The sequence below is a fragment of the Marilutibacter maris genome, assembly GCF_003233695.1.
Classification (GTDB): Bacteria; Pseudomonadota; Gammaproteobacteria; order Xanthomonadales; family Xanthomonadaceae; genus Marilutibacter; species Marilutibacter maris.
Genome location: NZ_CP029843.1, coordinates 701,279 through 714,923, shown reverse-complemented (window position 1 = coordinate 714,923; position 13,645 = coordinate 701,279). Strand labels below are relative to the sequence as shown.

Annotated in this window: 18 protein-coding genes; 6 read left to right on the top strand and 12 right to left on the bottom strand. The window is 69.7% G+C overall.

Translation table 11 applies throughout. The annotated features are described in order from the left end of the window. Positions 1–62 precede the first annotated feature (62 nt). Positions 63–818, bottom strand: a complete 756-nt coding sequence (locus C9I47_RS03165; protein ID WP_111267929.1) for an N-acetylmuramoyl-L-alanine amidase — start codon at positions 816–818, stop codon at positions 63–65. Positions 819–1,148: 330 nt separating this feature from the next. Between C9I47_RS03165 and C9I47_RS03160 the strand changes: the two genes are divergently transcribed. The 3 genes from C9I47_RS03160 to C9I47_RS03150 all read left to right on the top strand — a co-directional run bounded on the left by C9I47_RS03160 (position 1,149) and on the right by C9I47_RS03150 (position 2,590). Then, positions 1,149–1,703: an outer membrane beta-barrel protein gene (locus C9I47_RS03160; RefSeq protein WP_111265453.1), complete on the top strand. Its 555-nt coding sequence runs from the start codon at positions 1,149–1,151 to the stop codon at positions 1,701–1,703. Between the two features lie 130 nt (positions 1,704–1,833). Then, positions 1,834–2,202: a GFA family protein gene (locus C9I47_RS03155; protein ID WP_111265452.1), complete on the top strand. Its 369-nt coding sequence runs from the start codon at positions 1,834–1,836 to the stop codon at positions 2,200–2,202. Between the two features lie 19 nt (positions 2,203–2,221). Beyond that, positions 2,222–2,590: an MmcQ/YjbR family DNA-binding protein gene (locus C9I47_RS03150; RefSeq protein ID WP_211371911.1), complete on the top strand. Its 369-nt coding sequence runs from the start codon at positions 2,222–2,224 to the stop codon at positions 2,588–2,590. A 32-nt stretch (positions 2,591–2,622) separates the two neighbouring features. Here the strand turns inward: C9I47_RS03150 and C9I47_RS03145 are convergent, their stop codons facing one another. The 8 genes from C9I47_RS03145 to C9I47_RS03110 all read right to left on the bottom strand — a co-directional run bounded on the left by C9I47_RS03145 (position 2,623) and on the right by C9I47_RS03110 (position 7,600). After that, on the bottom strand, positions 2,623–3,144 hold the full coding sequence (locus C9I47_RS03145; protein ID WP_111265450.1) for a DUF1993 domain-containing protein: 522 nt from the start codon (positions 3,142–3,144) through the stop codon (positions 2,623–2,625). A gap of 121 nt (positions 3,145–3,265) precedes the next feature. Beyond that, positions 3,266–4,009: a hypothetical protein gene (locus C9I47_RS03140; protein ID WP_141483312.1), complete on the bottom strand. Its 744-nt coding sequence runs from the start codon at positions 4,007–4,009 to the stop codon at positions 3,266–3,268. Next, positions 4,006–4,590 (bottom strand): hypothetical protein, encoded by a 585-nt coding sequence (locus tag C9I47_RS03135; RefSeq protein ID WP_141483311.1) that lies wholly within the window; start codon positions 4,588–4,590, stop codon positions 4,006–4,008. Before C9I47_RS03135 ends, C9I47_RS03140 begins: the two co-directional genes overlap by 4 nt. 213 nt (positions 4,591–4,803) lie before the next feature. Next, complete coding sequence (locus C9I47_RS03130) at positions 4,804–5,238, bottom strand: hypothetical protein (RefSeq protein ID WP_145985412.1); 435 nt, start codon at positions 5,236–5,238, stop codon at positions 4,804–4,806. A gap of 139 nt (positions 5,239–5,377) precedes the next feature. Beyond that, a complete protein-coding gene (locus C9I47_RS03125) occupies positions 5,378–5,812 on the bottom strand; it encodes a hypothetical protein (protein ID WP_145985411.1) in 435 nt (144 codons plus the stop codon). A 91-nt stretch (positions 5,813–5,903) separates the two neighbouring features. Next, on the bottom strand, positions 5,904–6,347 hold the full coding sequence (locus C9I47_RS03120) for a hypothetical protein (RefSeq protein WP_141481078.1): 444 nt from the start codon (positions 6,345–6,347) through the stop codon (positions 5,904–5,906). Next, the gene (locus C9I47_RS03115; RefSeq protein WP_111265444.1) at positions 6,344–6,988 is read right to left on the bottom strand and encodes a DUF5671 domain-containing protein; all 645 of its coding nucleotides are present in this window, start codon (positions 6,986–6,988) and stop codon (positions 6,344–6,346) included. Before C9I47_RS03115 ends, C9I47_RS03120 begins: the two co-directional genes overlap by 4 nt. Positions 6,989–7,144: 156 nt before the next feature. Then, positions 7,145–7,600 (bottom strand): hypothetical protein, encoded by a 456-nt coding sequence (locus tag C9I47_RS03110; RefSeq protein WP_111265443.1) that lies wholly within the window; start codon positions 7,598–7,600, stop codon positions 7,145–7,147. Positions 7,601–7,782: 182 nt separating this feature from the next. On the opposite strand from C9I47_RS03110, the gene C9I47_RS03105 reads away from it, so the two are divergent. Beyond that, positions 7,783–8,541, top strand: coding sequence for an SAM-dependent methyltransferase (locus C9I47_RS03105; RefSeq protein WP_223250261.1), 759 nt, complete (start codon positions 7,783–7,785; stop codon positions 8,539–8,541). A gap of 58 nt (positions 8,542–8,599) precedes the next feature. Here the strand turns inward: C9I47_RS03105 and C9I47_RS03100 are convergent, their stop codons facing one another. Then, positions 8,600–9,562 carry an AraC family transcriptional regulator gene (locus tag C9I47_RS03100; protein ID WP_145985410.1) on the bottom strand — a complete coding sequence of 321 codons (963 nt, stop codon included), beginning with the start codon at positions 9,560–9,562 and terminating at the stop codon, positions 8,600–8,602. A gap of 171 nt (positions 9,563–9,733) precedes the next feature. On the opposite strand from C9I47_RS03100, the gene C9I47_RS03095 reads away from it, so the two are divergent. Together C9I47_RS03095 and C9I47_RS03090 are read left to right on the top strand one after the other, a co-directional pair. Next, positions 9,734–10,063, top strand: a complete 330-nt coding sequence (locus C9I47_RS03095) for a nuclear transport factor 2 family protein (protein ID WP_111265441.1) — start codon at positions 9,734–9,736, stop codon at positions 10,061–10,063. Positions 10,064–10,088: 25 nt separating this feature from the next. After that, positions 10,089–10,862: an SDR family oxidoreductase gene (locus C9I47_RS03090; protein WP_111265440.1), complete on the top strand. Its 774-nt coding sequence runs from the start codon at positions 10,089–10,091 to the stop codon at positions 10,860–10,862. Positions 10,863–10,931: 69 nt separating this feature from the next. On the opposite strand, the gene C9I47_RS03085 is transcribed toward C9I47_RS03090, so the two are convergent. Both C9I47_RS03085 and C9I47_RS03080 read right to left on the bottom strand, forming a co-directional pair. Continuing rightward, positions 10,932–11,363 (bottom strand): GNAT family N-acetyltransferase, encoded by a 432-nt coding sequence (locus C9I47_RS03085; RefSeq protein ID WP_111265439.1) that lies wholly within the window; start codon positions 11,361–11,363, stop codon positions 10,932–10,934. An 82-nt stretch (positions 11,364–11,445) separates the two neighbouring features. Next, positions 11,446–13,479 (bottom strand): S9 family peptidase, encoded by a 2,034-nt coding sequence (locus C9I47_RS03080; protein WP_223250260.1) that lies wholly within the window; start codon positions 13,477–13,479, stop codon positions 11,446–11,448. Positions 13,480–13,645: the final 166 nt, after the last annotated feature.

Sequence of the window (13,645 nt, the reverse complement as noted above, 5' to 3'; positions counted from 1 at the left end):
TCGGCGGCGGCCGTATGCCGCACCTGCCAGCTTGACCGGTGGCGCGGGACGTGCCGTCGCACTCAGGGCGCCGGCTGCGGCATCGCCAACAGTTGCCGCTGCAGGTCGTGGAGGATCTCCAGGTCGCCCGGCAGCCAGCCCGGGTCGGCCTCGGCGCCGACCAGCAGATTGCCCTCGACCCGGCACTCCCGGCCGCGGTAGCGGCGGTGGAAGGCGCAGCGCGCGGCTTCCGGCGCGCTCAGGTCGTAGCCGATCAGGCGCAGCGCCAGCCACGGATCGAAGCCCTCCGGGGCCGGCGCCAGCGGCGCGCGCGGCCACAGCCCGAAACCGGCCTCGGCCAGCCGCTGCCACGGGAACCGCGCGCTGGGATCGCGCTTGCGGGTCGGTGCGATGTCGGCGTGGGCGAGGATCAGGTGACGCGGAATCCGCAGCCGGGTGGTGATGTCCTCCAGCAGCGCGATCACGCTGTCGACCTGCGCGTCGGGAAACGGCGAAGCGCCGTCGTTGTCGATCTCGATGCCGATCGAATCCGAGTTGAGGTCGCCGATGCCGTTCCAGCGGCTGGCACCGGCATGCCAGGCGCGCTCGGACTCGGGCACCAGCTGGTACAGCCGGCCATCGGCGCCGACCAGGTAGTGCGCGCTGACCGGGCCGCCGGAATTGCGCGTCTGCAGGGTGTGCAGGGCCGCCTGCGCGCTCTCCATCTCGGTGTGATGAAGCACGATCACCCGCGCCCGGCGCGCGTCGTGGTTGGGCGAGGCGCGCCATTCGGCGAGCGGATTGCGCGCCGGCGCGCTCGCGCAGGACGCCAGCAGCATCGCCAGCAATGGCCACAGCAGGCGTGGGCGTGGGCGATCGGTACGGTAATCCCTGGACACGTGGGTTTTCTCTCCCTAGTTCGACCCGCACACCTTAGGGCCTGTTGGCGATCGCCACGCGATTGGCATGCGACGGCGCGCAGGTTTGTTCCACCGGAGGAATTGTCCATCCCTGCGATCGCCGATTGTCCCGACGGCATCGACGCCCATCTCTGGAGGGCAGCGACGGAAGCGCCGGCATCCCGCCGACCCCGCCGCCCGGTACCGCTCCCTCCCCCCTCTCTCGCGGGCGGCACCGGATGCAGACGCAAGATCACAGGAGAACCTCCCATGAGCCTTTCCACCCTGTCCCGTGCCCCGCTGCTCGCCACCCTCGCCGCCGCGCTGGGCCTGGCCCTGGCCGCACCGGCGGCGCAGGCCGCCGACAACCAGCGCGGCTTCTACGCCGGCGCCGGCGTCGGCCAGTCGCTGGTCGACGAGGGCCGCTACGACGACGAGGACACCGCGTTCTCGGCCTTCGGCGGCTACCAGTTCAACCGCTACTTCGCGCTGGAGGCCGGCTATGCCGATTTCGGCGAGCTGGAGTCGCGCGATGTCGGCGGCGACCTGGAGGCCAGCAGCGGCTATCTGGTCGCGGTCGGCAGCGTGCCGTTCGGCGCCAACCTGTCCGGCTACGCCAAGGCCGGCCTGCACCGCTGGGACCTCGACAGCGCGCTGCCGGCGGTGATCGGCGGTCGCGACGACAGCGGCACCGACCCGACCTACGGCATCGGCCTGCAGTACCGCTTCAACGACAGCCTCGCCCTGCGCGGCGAATACAGCCGCTTCGAGATCGAGGACGCCGACCTCGACCTGGCCCAGCTGCAGCTGCGGTTCGATTTCTGAACCACGGCAGCCGCCGCTGTCCCCCGCGAAGGCCGCCCGCCCCGGCGGCCTTCGCATCGGCGCACCCTGCTGACAGCCGTTGGCAGCAGCCCTCAGGGATACTGTCGGGACACTTCATCGGAGTCTTGCCATGGGTCTTCAGGGAAGCTGCCACTGCGGTCGTACCCGCTTCGAGGTCGAGACCGTCCCCGCCTCGCTGACCCGCTGCACCTGCTCCAGTTGCAGCAAGCGCGGCACGCTGTGGGCCTACTACACACCCGCGAGCTTCCGTTTGCTGACGGCCGCCGAGGACGTGGCCACCTATCGCTGGCAGACGCAGACGGCCAAGTTGAACTTCTGCGCGAACTGCGGCTGCGCCACCTTCACCGAAACGCCGGACTGGTCCGGCGGCGAACCGGACTTCGACAACCCGAAGATCGCGGTCAACGCGCGCCTGTTCGACGACTTCGATCTGGATGCGCTGCCGGTGGAAGTCATCGACGGCCGCAACCTCTGGTAGGCGGGCACGGAGGGCGGCGATGGCCATGGACACCGAATCGCTGAAGCGCTTCTGCGCCGCGCTGCCGGGCGCGCGCGTGCAGCTGTACGAAAACCCCTCCAACGTGCTGGTCTATTACCTGGGCCAGCGCCGCTTCGCCTACTTCAAGACCAGCGAGCCGGAGCGCTGGCGCTTCAGCATCAAGGTCGCGCCCGAACGTTTCCTGGAACTGACCGACGTGCCCGGGATCAAACCGGCGCGCTGGATGGCCCGCCACCACTGGGTCACCATCGTCGACGTGCGCGGCGTGCCGGAGGCGCACCTGCGCGAGCTGGTGCTCTGGTCCTACCACAAGGCCGCCGACGGGCTCAGTCGCGCGCGTCGGCGGGAGCTGCTCGGGCAGCCGTGAGCGCGGGCCGACCATCGCCGGCCCGGCGCTTCTCAGCGTTCGGCGCCGGCGCCCATGTAGTCGAGCTTGCCGAGGCGGACGCCGGACTGGCGCAGGATCGCGTAGGCGATGCTGACGTGGAAGAACAGGTTCGGCAGCACGAAGTCGAGCAGATAGTCGTGGCCGTTGAACTCGAGCCTGTTGGGGCCGAAGTTCAGCACGATCTCGCGCGCCTCGCCGCCGTCGATCTGCGCCGGCTGCAGCCCGCGCATGAAGGCGATCGCACGGTCGATACGCGCGTACAGCTCATCGAAGGTGGCTTCCTCGTCGGCGAACTTCGGCGGCTCGACCGCGGCCAGCCGCGCGCTGCCGTTCTTGACCATGTCGGTGGCGATCTGCACCTGCCGCAGCAGCGGCAGCATGTCCGGCGCCAGCCGTGCCTGCAGCAGCAGCTCGGGCGCGTATTCGTGGGCGGCGGCATGCGCCTGGCCCTTCTTCAGCACGTGGACGAGGTTCTGCAGGGTACGGACAAACACCGGGACCGAAGCCGTGTACATCGACAGCGCAGCGCTCATGACGGGACTCGCGTGAAAGGAACGCCAAGGGTAGGCGCCGGACCGTGGATGCGACAGCCGCCGCGCCCGGGAATGAGCGTCCCGGACACGGGGCAATGATCCGCGTCGCCCGCCGCCGGCCTCATTCCGGCGGCGTCGCGTACTTGGCCTGCATGAAGTTGTGGTAGATCCAGCCGTAGCGCTGGTACCAGTCCTCCTCGCCGTAGTGCTGCGCCTCGCAGCGGCCCAGCTCCTTCAACGAACCTTCCAGTCCGTTGAGATATTCGCCGGCCTTGCGGGTATAGGTCTGCTTGAGCTTGGCCACCGCCTGCTCGATCTGCGGCTTGCCCTGCAACTGCCACGACAGGCCGGTCACCGCGTGGATGCCCGATGCGCTGTCGCCGAAGGCCATCGCCGAATTGGCCATCTTGACGTTGGCGGCGGTGATGCAGCGCGCGCGCTCGATGTAGAAGCGGTTGAAGTCGATCTTGCGCACCGCCTCCTCGTAGCACTGGCGGCAGTCGTCGCCCTCGGCGCAGTGCGAGGGCACGGTGGGTCCGGAACTGTCGGTGTAGGCAGCGCCGCAACCGGCCTCGGTGGCGTCGAGCGCATCGAGGTCGTCTAGCAGGGTGTTGGCGTCGCGGGCGACGTCCAGGGCGTCGCTGTCGACCAGCACGTCGATCAGATCCAGGGTGTGGTCGGTGTCCCAGCCGTCGAAGAAGCTGTCCCAGTCGCCCTCGACCGCCGGCGTGCCTTCCGACTGCGCCAGCGACAGCGGCGGTACGGCCACGGCCAGCAGCAAGGCGATCGCCGCCGTGCGCCAGGCACGGCGCGGGCGGGTGGGCGCGCGTTTGGACGCGGGTCCGGACAGGCGTTGAAGTCTCATGCGCGCTTCCTCCTCATCAGCAGCACCGCCATCGCCACGACCGCCAGCGCCAGCAGGCCGACCAGTCCCCATAGCCACGGGAATCCGCCGCCTCCGCCATCCCCGTCATAGGCGCTGGCCTCGACCACCACCGGCGCGAAGTCCGGCTTGGTCTCGTCGCCGACCCAGACCAGCAGGCGATAGGGCGTGCCGGCGTCCTCCGCGCTCACCGAGACCTGAAACTCGCCCTCGGTGCGGAACAGGAAGCGCAGCGGATCGCGGTCGGTGGCGCCCTCGCGCAGCGGCTGGTTCCAGGCGTACTTGGTCACCGCCAGCGCGATCTCGTCGCCGGTCTCCACCGGTCGCACCACCACGCCGACCGGGTTCATGTAGGAAATGCCGTCGAGCAGGAAGCGCTGCGGAGTCGGACCTGCCAGGCCCTTCACCACCACCGCCTTGCCCATGTCGATCCCGTCCATCGCCTTGGGCTCGAGCCGGATCGTCATCGGTTTGCCGGTCTCCTGCGCGGCCGCGGGCACCGGCGCCAGCACGACCAGCATCGCAACGGCCAGCGCGGCGCCGGTATCGCGCAATCGCGACACGAGCCGCCTTCGAGCCCGCCCGGGACGGTCGCGTTCCGCCGGTCGCGACGCACCCGCATCCCTTGCCTGCACCCGCATGCACTCTTCCATCATCAGCCTCCATGCCGCCATCGGCGCGGCCTCAGGGTCAACCAACGCGGAAACGCACCGCAACCTGCCATCGCCCGCCGCGTTGGCGCACAGCGGGCGCCCGGCGCCCGCATCACGGTCACATCAGCGCAGCCAGCCCCGCGTCGCCGCCATGCGCGCGTACAGCCACAGGCCGGTCGCGATCAGCAACACCAGCGCCGGCATCACCAGACCCGCCGGCCCGAGCAGCGACCACGCCGGCGTCGCCGCAAAGCTCCCGACCACCTGCAGCACCGCCGCAACCAGCGACAGCAGCAGCAACGGTACCGACCAGCGTTTGAGCAGCAACAGTCCCAGCGCACCGAGCGTGCCGGCCGCCACCGCGACCCCGAACAGCACATTGAGCCAGGATGGCGTGGCCTCGATCAGCTGGCGCTGCTCGGCCGGCATCGCCGCGACCTGCTCGGGCGTCATCATCACGGTCAACAGGAACATCAACACGCCGATCAGGTTCCACAGCAGACCCAACGCAGCGATCACCCGGAGCGATTTCGGGCGCGACTCGACGACTGCATTCATGATTCCCCTCCCCTCGGACAGGTGCCGGCCGGAGCCCACGGGGCCGGACCGGCAGGTCGAGGGTACGCCGCTTGCCGCACCCGCGCACGCGCCACCGATGGCGCGCCGCAGCACCGGCCGGGCCGCGGGGGGACCGCGCTCAGTGGGTCGCCGGCCGCTCCGGCGCGCTGTCGGGGTCGCCGGCCGGGTCCCGGCCCAGCCGCTCCACGCGCTCGCTTTCCAGCATTTCCAGGTATTGCGGCAGCGACTTGCCGGCCGCCATCGCCTCATGGGTCGCGGCCGCGTCCAGCGTCGCCGAGACGTGCAGCTCCAGGCTGCGCCCGGACCGTGCCTGCGATGCCACCGCGTGCTTGAGCATCGCCAGCACCATCGCCGCGCTCTCGGTACCGCGCAGCGCCTTGCCGCCCAGCACCATCACCCACTCGCGATCGCGCAGCCCGGCACCGCCGACCACGTTGCCGTCGGCATCGAGCAGTTGCGCGTGCGGCTGCAAGGCATCGCCAAGTCGGCGGATCGGGCGGTCGGGCGTCTGCTTGCGGCGGGCATCGCGACGGGCCTTTGAGAATCGGGACATGGCGGCCTCTGCTTCGGTACGGCGTCGGGCACAGTGTGACGCAAGCCGCAGCCCGGCGATACACGCGCCGCGGCTCCGGCGCGGCGCCGGTTCAGTCGTCGGCGCGGGAGGGCTTTTCGAAACGCCGGTCGAAACAGTGGTGACCCGCCGGGTGCGCCCAGGCGGAACGGACATGGCGCTTGCCGCCGCGATCGGAGGTGTCGGTGGCGAAGTTCGCGCACAGCCGCAGCGAGCGCGGCCCGGTCACCTCGTAGCCGTAGGCGCTGCCATCGACCGGGTCGGCGACCGCCACGGCCAGGCCGGGACGCGCGGCCAGCGCGGCTAGATCCGCCGGCAGCGCGTCATGCGCTTTCAGGTGCTCCCGTGCCAGCGTCTCGATCCGCATCAGGTCGTCCTCGCGGCGCTCGTCGATACGCATGTCGCGCTGCTTCGCCGGCGGGTCCATCACCATCAGCGCGGTCGCCACCGTCGCCACCACCACGACGCTGGCGGCGATCGCCAGTACGCGCCCGGCGCCACCTCGTGTCGCGCTCATGCCTCGCGCTCCTCTTTGCGCAGGTCGCTGAGGTAGTAGCCGAAAATGCCGCCGGCGATCACCGCCACCACCAGCACCTTGAGCACGAAGCGCAGGGTCAGCTCGCCGCCGAGCAGGTTGTAGACCAGGGTGATCATGTCGCCGATCAGCACCGCGGCGGCCACGAACAGGGTCAGGTAGGTCAGCCAGCGGCGCACCGCGGACAGCCGCTTGACCGGGTTGCGCGCCAGCTCGCGCGCCAACTGGCGCGCCATCAGCAGGAACACCGGAAAGGCGATGATCACCGAGGCGACCGACCAGCGCATCGAATGCCCCAGACGCTGGCGCAGGTATTCGGAGTCGGCCGGATCGGGCAAGGCGCGGGTGATCAGATCGAACAACAGGCTGCCCAGGTGATAGGCCGCGACATAGAGCGTGGCGAACAACACCAGATACAGGAAGGCCTCGCGCGCGGACAGATACGGCCGCGGACGCGGCACCGGCACCGGAAACGCCACGTCGGCGTAGGCATCCAGCGCGCTGCGCACCTGCTCGGCAGACCACCCGGCCTCGGCCAGCGCCGCCTGGATGTCCTCGCGGCCAAGTCCGGCCGCCAGCGACTGGCGGACGAACAGTTCCAGCTCCTGGGTACTCGATGCCATGCGCGCCTCCCTTGCGGCCGATCTTGTCATCCACACCCGGCCGGACCGCCCTGGAGCCGGCGCATCCGCCGACAAACATGTCGACCGGGTACTGCCGATCATTGTGAGTGCAACCGGTGGAATACGCCAACGGCGCCGCCGCCCGCTTTCCCCGGCCTAACCGTGGGTGGCGAACGGCTTGCCGGTCAGCAGGTTGATGTAGGGCTGGGTATCGACGTGGTGGAACAGATAGGTCTTGCGCGGGACGCCGTCGACATGCGCCGGCACCTGTTCGCGCAGCGCCGCGAGCAGCGCCTCGTCGCCGGCCTCGGTCGCGTTCGGCCAGCGCGGGTAGAAGTGGGCGATGCCGATGTCGGCGGCGTCGGCAAGCAGCTCCAGCTCGTCGTAGAGAAAGCCGTCGTCGCCGTTCTCGTAGGCCATCCTCGCCGCCTCGCTCAGCGACACCCCGTCGCGGAGGCCGTAGGCGCCGACTTCCAGCACCGGCATCAGCACGCCGTCGAGATAGCTGGTGTCGACCACCAGGTCGATGATCCGGGCGTCCGGGTGGCGTTCGATGAAACGCAGGAGGTTCGACAGCGGCGTGTCCGGAGCAGGTGTGCGCGAGGACGGCATGGGCGGACTCCACGTTGGGGGCGACGGCCGGTGGGACCGTACGCGGCAGGCCGGGTGCTTGTCCGCCACCTTACCCAACTCCGACGGAGATTTCGCGGGGGGGCGACGGCCGTTCGCCGCCTGCGCGAATCCTTCACCCGGCCGGGTCACAATGCAGGTCGGCCCTGACCGCGGAGCAGCCGATGGCATATCACCCGCAGGACTCCAGCCCCCGCGCCGGCGGCGTCGCGACGATGACCGCCGGTGCCGTCATCACCGGTCTGCTCGGCGCCTGTGGCGTCGCGCCCGAACCACAGGCCGGAACCGCCGCCGGCGATACCGCGATGCCCCCGCAGGCCACCGTTCCGATTCCGCCTTCGCGCGCGGCGGAGCCGGCCGGCTCCAGCTCCGACCCGCCGTTGTCCGCGGCGCCGCTGGGATTCGACCAGACCTCGCTGTCACCGCAGGACAAACCGCGACCGGAACGCACCCCCGACGTGGTCTATGTGCCGACGCCGCAGCCGGTGGTCGACGCGATGCTGGAGATCGCCGACGTCGGCGCCGACGACGTGGTCTACGATCTGGGCTCCGGCGACGGCCGTATTCCGATCACCGCCGCCAGGCGCTGGGGCACGCGCGGAGTCGGGGTCGAGATCCACCCGCTGCGCATCCGCGAGGCCAATCTCGCCGCCCATCGCGCCGGCGTCGCCGAGCAGGTCACCTTCATCGAGGCCGACCTGTTCGAGATCGACCTGTCCAGCGCCACCGTGGTCACCCTCTACCTGCTGCCGGACCTCAACCTGAAGCTGCGCCCCAGGCTGCTGCGTCTGGCGCCGGGCACCCGCATCGTCACCCACAACTACCACATGGGCGACTGGACGCCGGAGCGGCAGCGGGTCATCGGCGATTCGGTGATCTACGCCTGGACCGTGCCGGAGCGGATACCGCCGCACCTGCGCTGAGCGCGTCGCCGATCTCGGGCCGGCGATCGGGCACGGCAACGGCGCGGGCGTGACCGGCTCAGGCGCCGGAGATGCCCTTGGCCTGGGCGCGGAACTGGCGCGGGGTGATGCCGTAGCGGCGCTTGAACGCCGAGCTCAGGTGGCTGTGGCTGGAGAAACCGGTCGCCAGCGCGATCGAGGTGATGTCCTGGCGGGTGCTTTCCAGCAGGCCGCAGGCCAGCTGCAGGCGCTGGGCGATGATGTACTGCATCGGCGTCATCCCGAAACAGTGCCGGAACGCCTCGATCAACCGGTGGCGACCGATGCCGGCCAGGCGCGCCAGCTCCTCCAGTCCCAGGTGCTGGTCGAGGTGGGCGAGGATGTAGTCCTGCAGGCGCCGCTGCTGTGCCTCGGACAGGCTCGGCGGTGTCCGCGCCGGTCGTGCGACGGCGCCGGCCGGGTATTCGCGCAGCAGGTGCAGGCCGACCACCTCGGCCATCGTGTCGCGCAGCATCCCGGCCAGGTCATCGTCCGCATCGGCAAGCTGGATCATCCGCCCGGTCAGGCCGTGCAGCAGCGGGTCGCGTTGTTTCATCAGCGGCCGCAGCGGGTCGCCGGGCGCGCCCCTGCCCAGACCGCTCAGCCAGGCCCGTTTGATGCGGAACTCGGCGTAGGCGATGTTGCCGCCGTCGGCGCGGCCGACGTAGTAGGCACCGGCCGGGATCAGCCAGGCCTCGCCCGGGCGTGCCGGCGCCCGGCATGCGCGGCCGCCGTCGATGCGGGTCTCCAGATGCTGCATCCGCCCTTGCAGGTGCACGATCAGGGTGTGGCAGTCGTGCTCGATGGTCCACTCGGTCGGCTCGCTGATGTCTTCCGACACCAGCGAGAACTCGCCGCCGGCGAAGGCCAGGCAGGTCTGCGACAGCAACCGTCGCCGCCGTTCCGCCAGCGGGTCCGTCGATCGCTGCAGGGCGGTCTGCTCCAGCGCCGCCTCGCCGGCGGCGCGAGCGCTTGCGGAATAAGTTGACAGTGGTCCGGACATTCTGAAAGCGGCGCCGCGCACGTACTCCTATAAGGAACGGAACGATCCGCCGACTGCGGCCGACAGCAGCACAAGCGGCCTGTCGCCCAGCATACCCGCCCGCCGTGACGGCGGGGGTGGCGGTCGTGACGCCCGCGGCCATCGCGGGCGCACCGCCACCGGAGCCCGGAGATGCCCGAGACTTCCCTGCCCGCACCGCTCGACAGCTTCGTCAACGCCATCAATCGCGGCGATGCCGATACCGCGCTGTCCCTGTTCGCGGCCGACGGCGAGGTCGACGACTGGGGCCGCCACTTCACCACGCCGCAGGCGATCCGTCGCTGGAGCGATCGCGAGTTCGTCGGCGCCGGTGGTCACCTGCGCGTGGCCCGGGTGCGCCGCAGCGGCGCCCGGGTCACCGTCGACGCGCACTGGACCAGCCGCCACTACAGCGGCGACAGCCGCTTCATCTTCACCCTCGACGACGGCCGCATCCGACAGATGCGCATCGTCGGCGAATGACCTTTCCCCCGACAGGAGACATGCAATGAGCGATCACAGCATCAAGGGCAAGACCGTCCTCATCGCCGGCGGCGCCAAGAATCTCGGCGGCCTGCTCGCGCGCGACCTCGCCGCGCAGGGCGCCGGCGCGGTCGCGATCCATTACAACAGCGACGCGGCCGCCGCCGACGCCGAGACCACCCGCAAGGCGGTCGAAGCGGCGGGCGCCAGGGCGGCGACCTTCCAGGCCGACCTGACCGGTGCCGGCGCGGTCGAGAAACTGTTCGCCGACACGACCGCCGCGCTCGGCAGGCCCGACATCGCGATCAACACCGTCGGCAAGGTGCTGAAGAAACCGATGGTCGACATCAGCGAAGCCGAGTACGACCAGATGTCGGCGGTCAACGCCAAGTCGGCGTTCTTCTTCCTCAAGGAGGCCGGGCGCAATCTCAACGACAACGGCAAGGTCTGCACCGTGGTCACCTCGCTGCTGGGCGCGTTCACGCCGTTCTACGCGTCCTACGCCGGCACCAAGGCACCGGTCGAGCATTTCACCCGCGCCGCGTCCAAGGAGTTCGGCGAACGCGGGATATCGGTGACCGCGATCGGTCCCGGGCCGATGGATACGCCGTTCTTCTACCCGGCCGAGGGCGACGACGCGGTCGCCTATCACAAGTCCGCCGCGGCGCTGTCGAAGTTCTCCAGGACCGGCCTGACCGATATCGAGGACATCGTGCCGTTCATCCGCTTCCTGGTCTCCGACGGCTGGTGGATGACCGGGCAGACCATCCTCGTCAACGGCGGCTACACCACCAAGTAGCCCCGCGCAGCCTCTCTACGCGGAGCAGGCCGCGTCGCGATCGACGCGGCGGCTTCCATCCCGCGGGCTTCAGGCCTCGTCGATATAGCCGTTCTGCGCGGCCTGCTGCGGATTCTCGAAGATCGCCATCGCGGTGCGCATGCGGCGGAAGCCGAACTTCTCGTAGAACGGCTCGCGCCCGGGCACCGCATACAGGATGATCTTGCGGTGGCCGCGCGAGCGCTCGACCAGGCGTTCGATGATCGCCCGGCCCAGGCCGCGGCCCTGGTGGTCGGGATCGACCGCGATGTCGCACAGGTACGCACAGTCGACGCCATCGGCGACCGCGCGCCCGGAGGCGATCACCCGGCCGTCCTCGCAGGCGAAGCACCTGAACATGCTGTTGGAGAACGCGGTGCGCAGCCAGTCCGCGCTCTTGTCGCCCAGCGGCGCGCGCCGGTACATCTCCGACAACGCGCCCCAGTCGACGCCCTCGATCGAATCACGCCATTCCACCGCCATTGCCGCGCGCTCCATTGCCTGGATCTGAACCCCGCAGGGATCACGGCCCGACCGGCCGGAAGACCGACCGGGCCGCCGAACTCTAGTTGCTGCCCGAGGCGGGCGCCGCCGCGGCCCCGGCACCTTCGGCACCGGCGCTGGCGACGTCGGCCGCCGCGGCACCGCCATCGCCCTTGAGGTAGGTGTCGAGGAAGGCGAGGACCTTGCCGTAGCCCTCGATCCGGTTCTTGTTCTTGGAGAACCCGTGGCCCTCGTCGTCGAACACCACGTATTCCACCGGCACCCCGTTCTTCCTCACCGCGGCGACGATGTCGTCGCTTTCGGGCTTGATCACGCGCGGGTCGTTGGCGCCCTGCAGCACCATCAGCGGCACGTCGATCTTGTCGGCATGGAACAGCGGCGAGGTCTCGATCAGGAAGTCGCGCTGGGTCTCGGGGTTGCCGACCTCCTGGTACAGCGCTTCGCGGAAGCTTTCCCAGTACGGCGGGATCGACTCCAGCGTGCGGACCCAGTTGGCGACGCCGAAGATGTCGACGCCGGTCTTGAACTCGCCGGGTTTGAACGCCAGCGCCGACAGCACCATGTAGCCGCCGTAGCTGCCGCCGATGATGCCGATGCGGTCGGGATCGACGTAATCCAGCGACTGCAGGTACTTCTTCGCCTCGATGGTGTCCCACAACGGTTCGCGACCGTGCTTGCCGTCGTCGGCGGCGAAGAAGGTCTTGCCGTAGCCGCTGGAGCCGCGATTGTTGATGCCCAGCACCACGTAGCCGTGATTGGCCAGGTACTGGATCGTCGCCGAGTGCGCGCGGGTGGTCTGCCCGCCCGGCCCGCCGTGCACCCAGACCAGGGCCGGCACCTTGTTGTCGGCAGTGGCCTGGTGCGGCTTCCACAGGATGTTGGGGATCTCCATGCCGTCGAAGCTCTTGAAGCGCACGACGCTGGAATCGACCAGGTCGGCCGGATCGATCGCCGGGTTGAGCGAGGTGGTCAGCTGGCGCGGCTCGCTGCCGTCGAGATCGAGCACGTACAGATCGCTGGGCTGGCGGTCGCCATTGATGTAGAACGCCAGCCGGTTCTCGCTGCGGGCGATCTGCAGGCCGCGTACCTCGCCGACCGGCAGCTCCGGCAGAGCAACCGGCTCGCCGCTGGCGCTGTCGTAGAGCGCGATCTCGGTGCTGCCGTCGACATTGGTGGCCACCGCCATGTACTTGCCGTTGTGCGACAGCCGGGCGGCGACGATGTCCCAGTCGGCCTTGCGCACCGGCTCGTGGCTCCAGTCCTTCAGATTGACCCGGCGCAGCTCGGCGAACTCGCCGCTGTCGTTGGCGGTGTAGTACAGCCAGTTGCCGTCGGCGCTGAACGCCTGCGCCTCGAACTGCGCCTGCCCCTGATGCTCGCTGACCTTGACCGGCTCGCCGTCGCCGCCGAGCCGGACCACGAACAGGTCGGAATCGTTGGTCGAATTGGCCTTGCCCAACGCCATCCACTGTCCGTCCGGCGACACCTCGCCGGGCAGGAAGCCCGCGTCGTTGGTGAACACCCGCTCGCGCGCGTAACCATCGGTCGCGTAGCGGTAGAGATCGAAGAAACGCGGATCGCGCTCGTTGGTGATCACGAAGAAGTGCGAACCGTCATGGCTGAAGCCGGCAAAACCGGCCTTGAGCTTGTCGCCCGGGGTCAGGTCGGTTTCCTTGCCGTCCTGATCGATGACGAACAGGTGGTCGAGCTCGTCGCCGTCGTTGTCGCGGGTGACCAGCACACGATCGTCGCCCGGGAAATACGCCACCGCATAGCTGTTGCGGGTGGTCGAGTCGGTGACCGCGGTCCAGTCGCCGCCGCTCACCGGCATCGTGTAGGCGTTCCAGACCCCGGCCTTGTTCGAGGAGAACAGGACCCGCGACTCGTCCGGACTGAACGAAGCGCCCGCGACGCCGACGCTTTCGACGAACTCCTCGATGCTGTACTGACGGCTGGGGCGCGCGACATCGGGTTCGGCGCTCGCGCTTGCGGTGGCGGCGGCGCCGTCGGCCGAAGGCGAGGACGGCTGGCACGCGGCCAGCTGCAACAGCATTGCGAGAGCCGCGACGAGCGGCAACGGGCGCAGCACGGACATGGCCTTTCCTCCATGGAATCGAAGGCCCGATGCTACGCGCTTGGCCGTCGCCGCGAATAGGCCGGCGGTCATGGGACCGGGCGCGCGACGCCGGGTCGGGGCAGCGGCGACCGCCCGGCCCGTCGGCAACGCCGTGCGCACACCGATTGATTCACCTGGTGAGCAT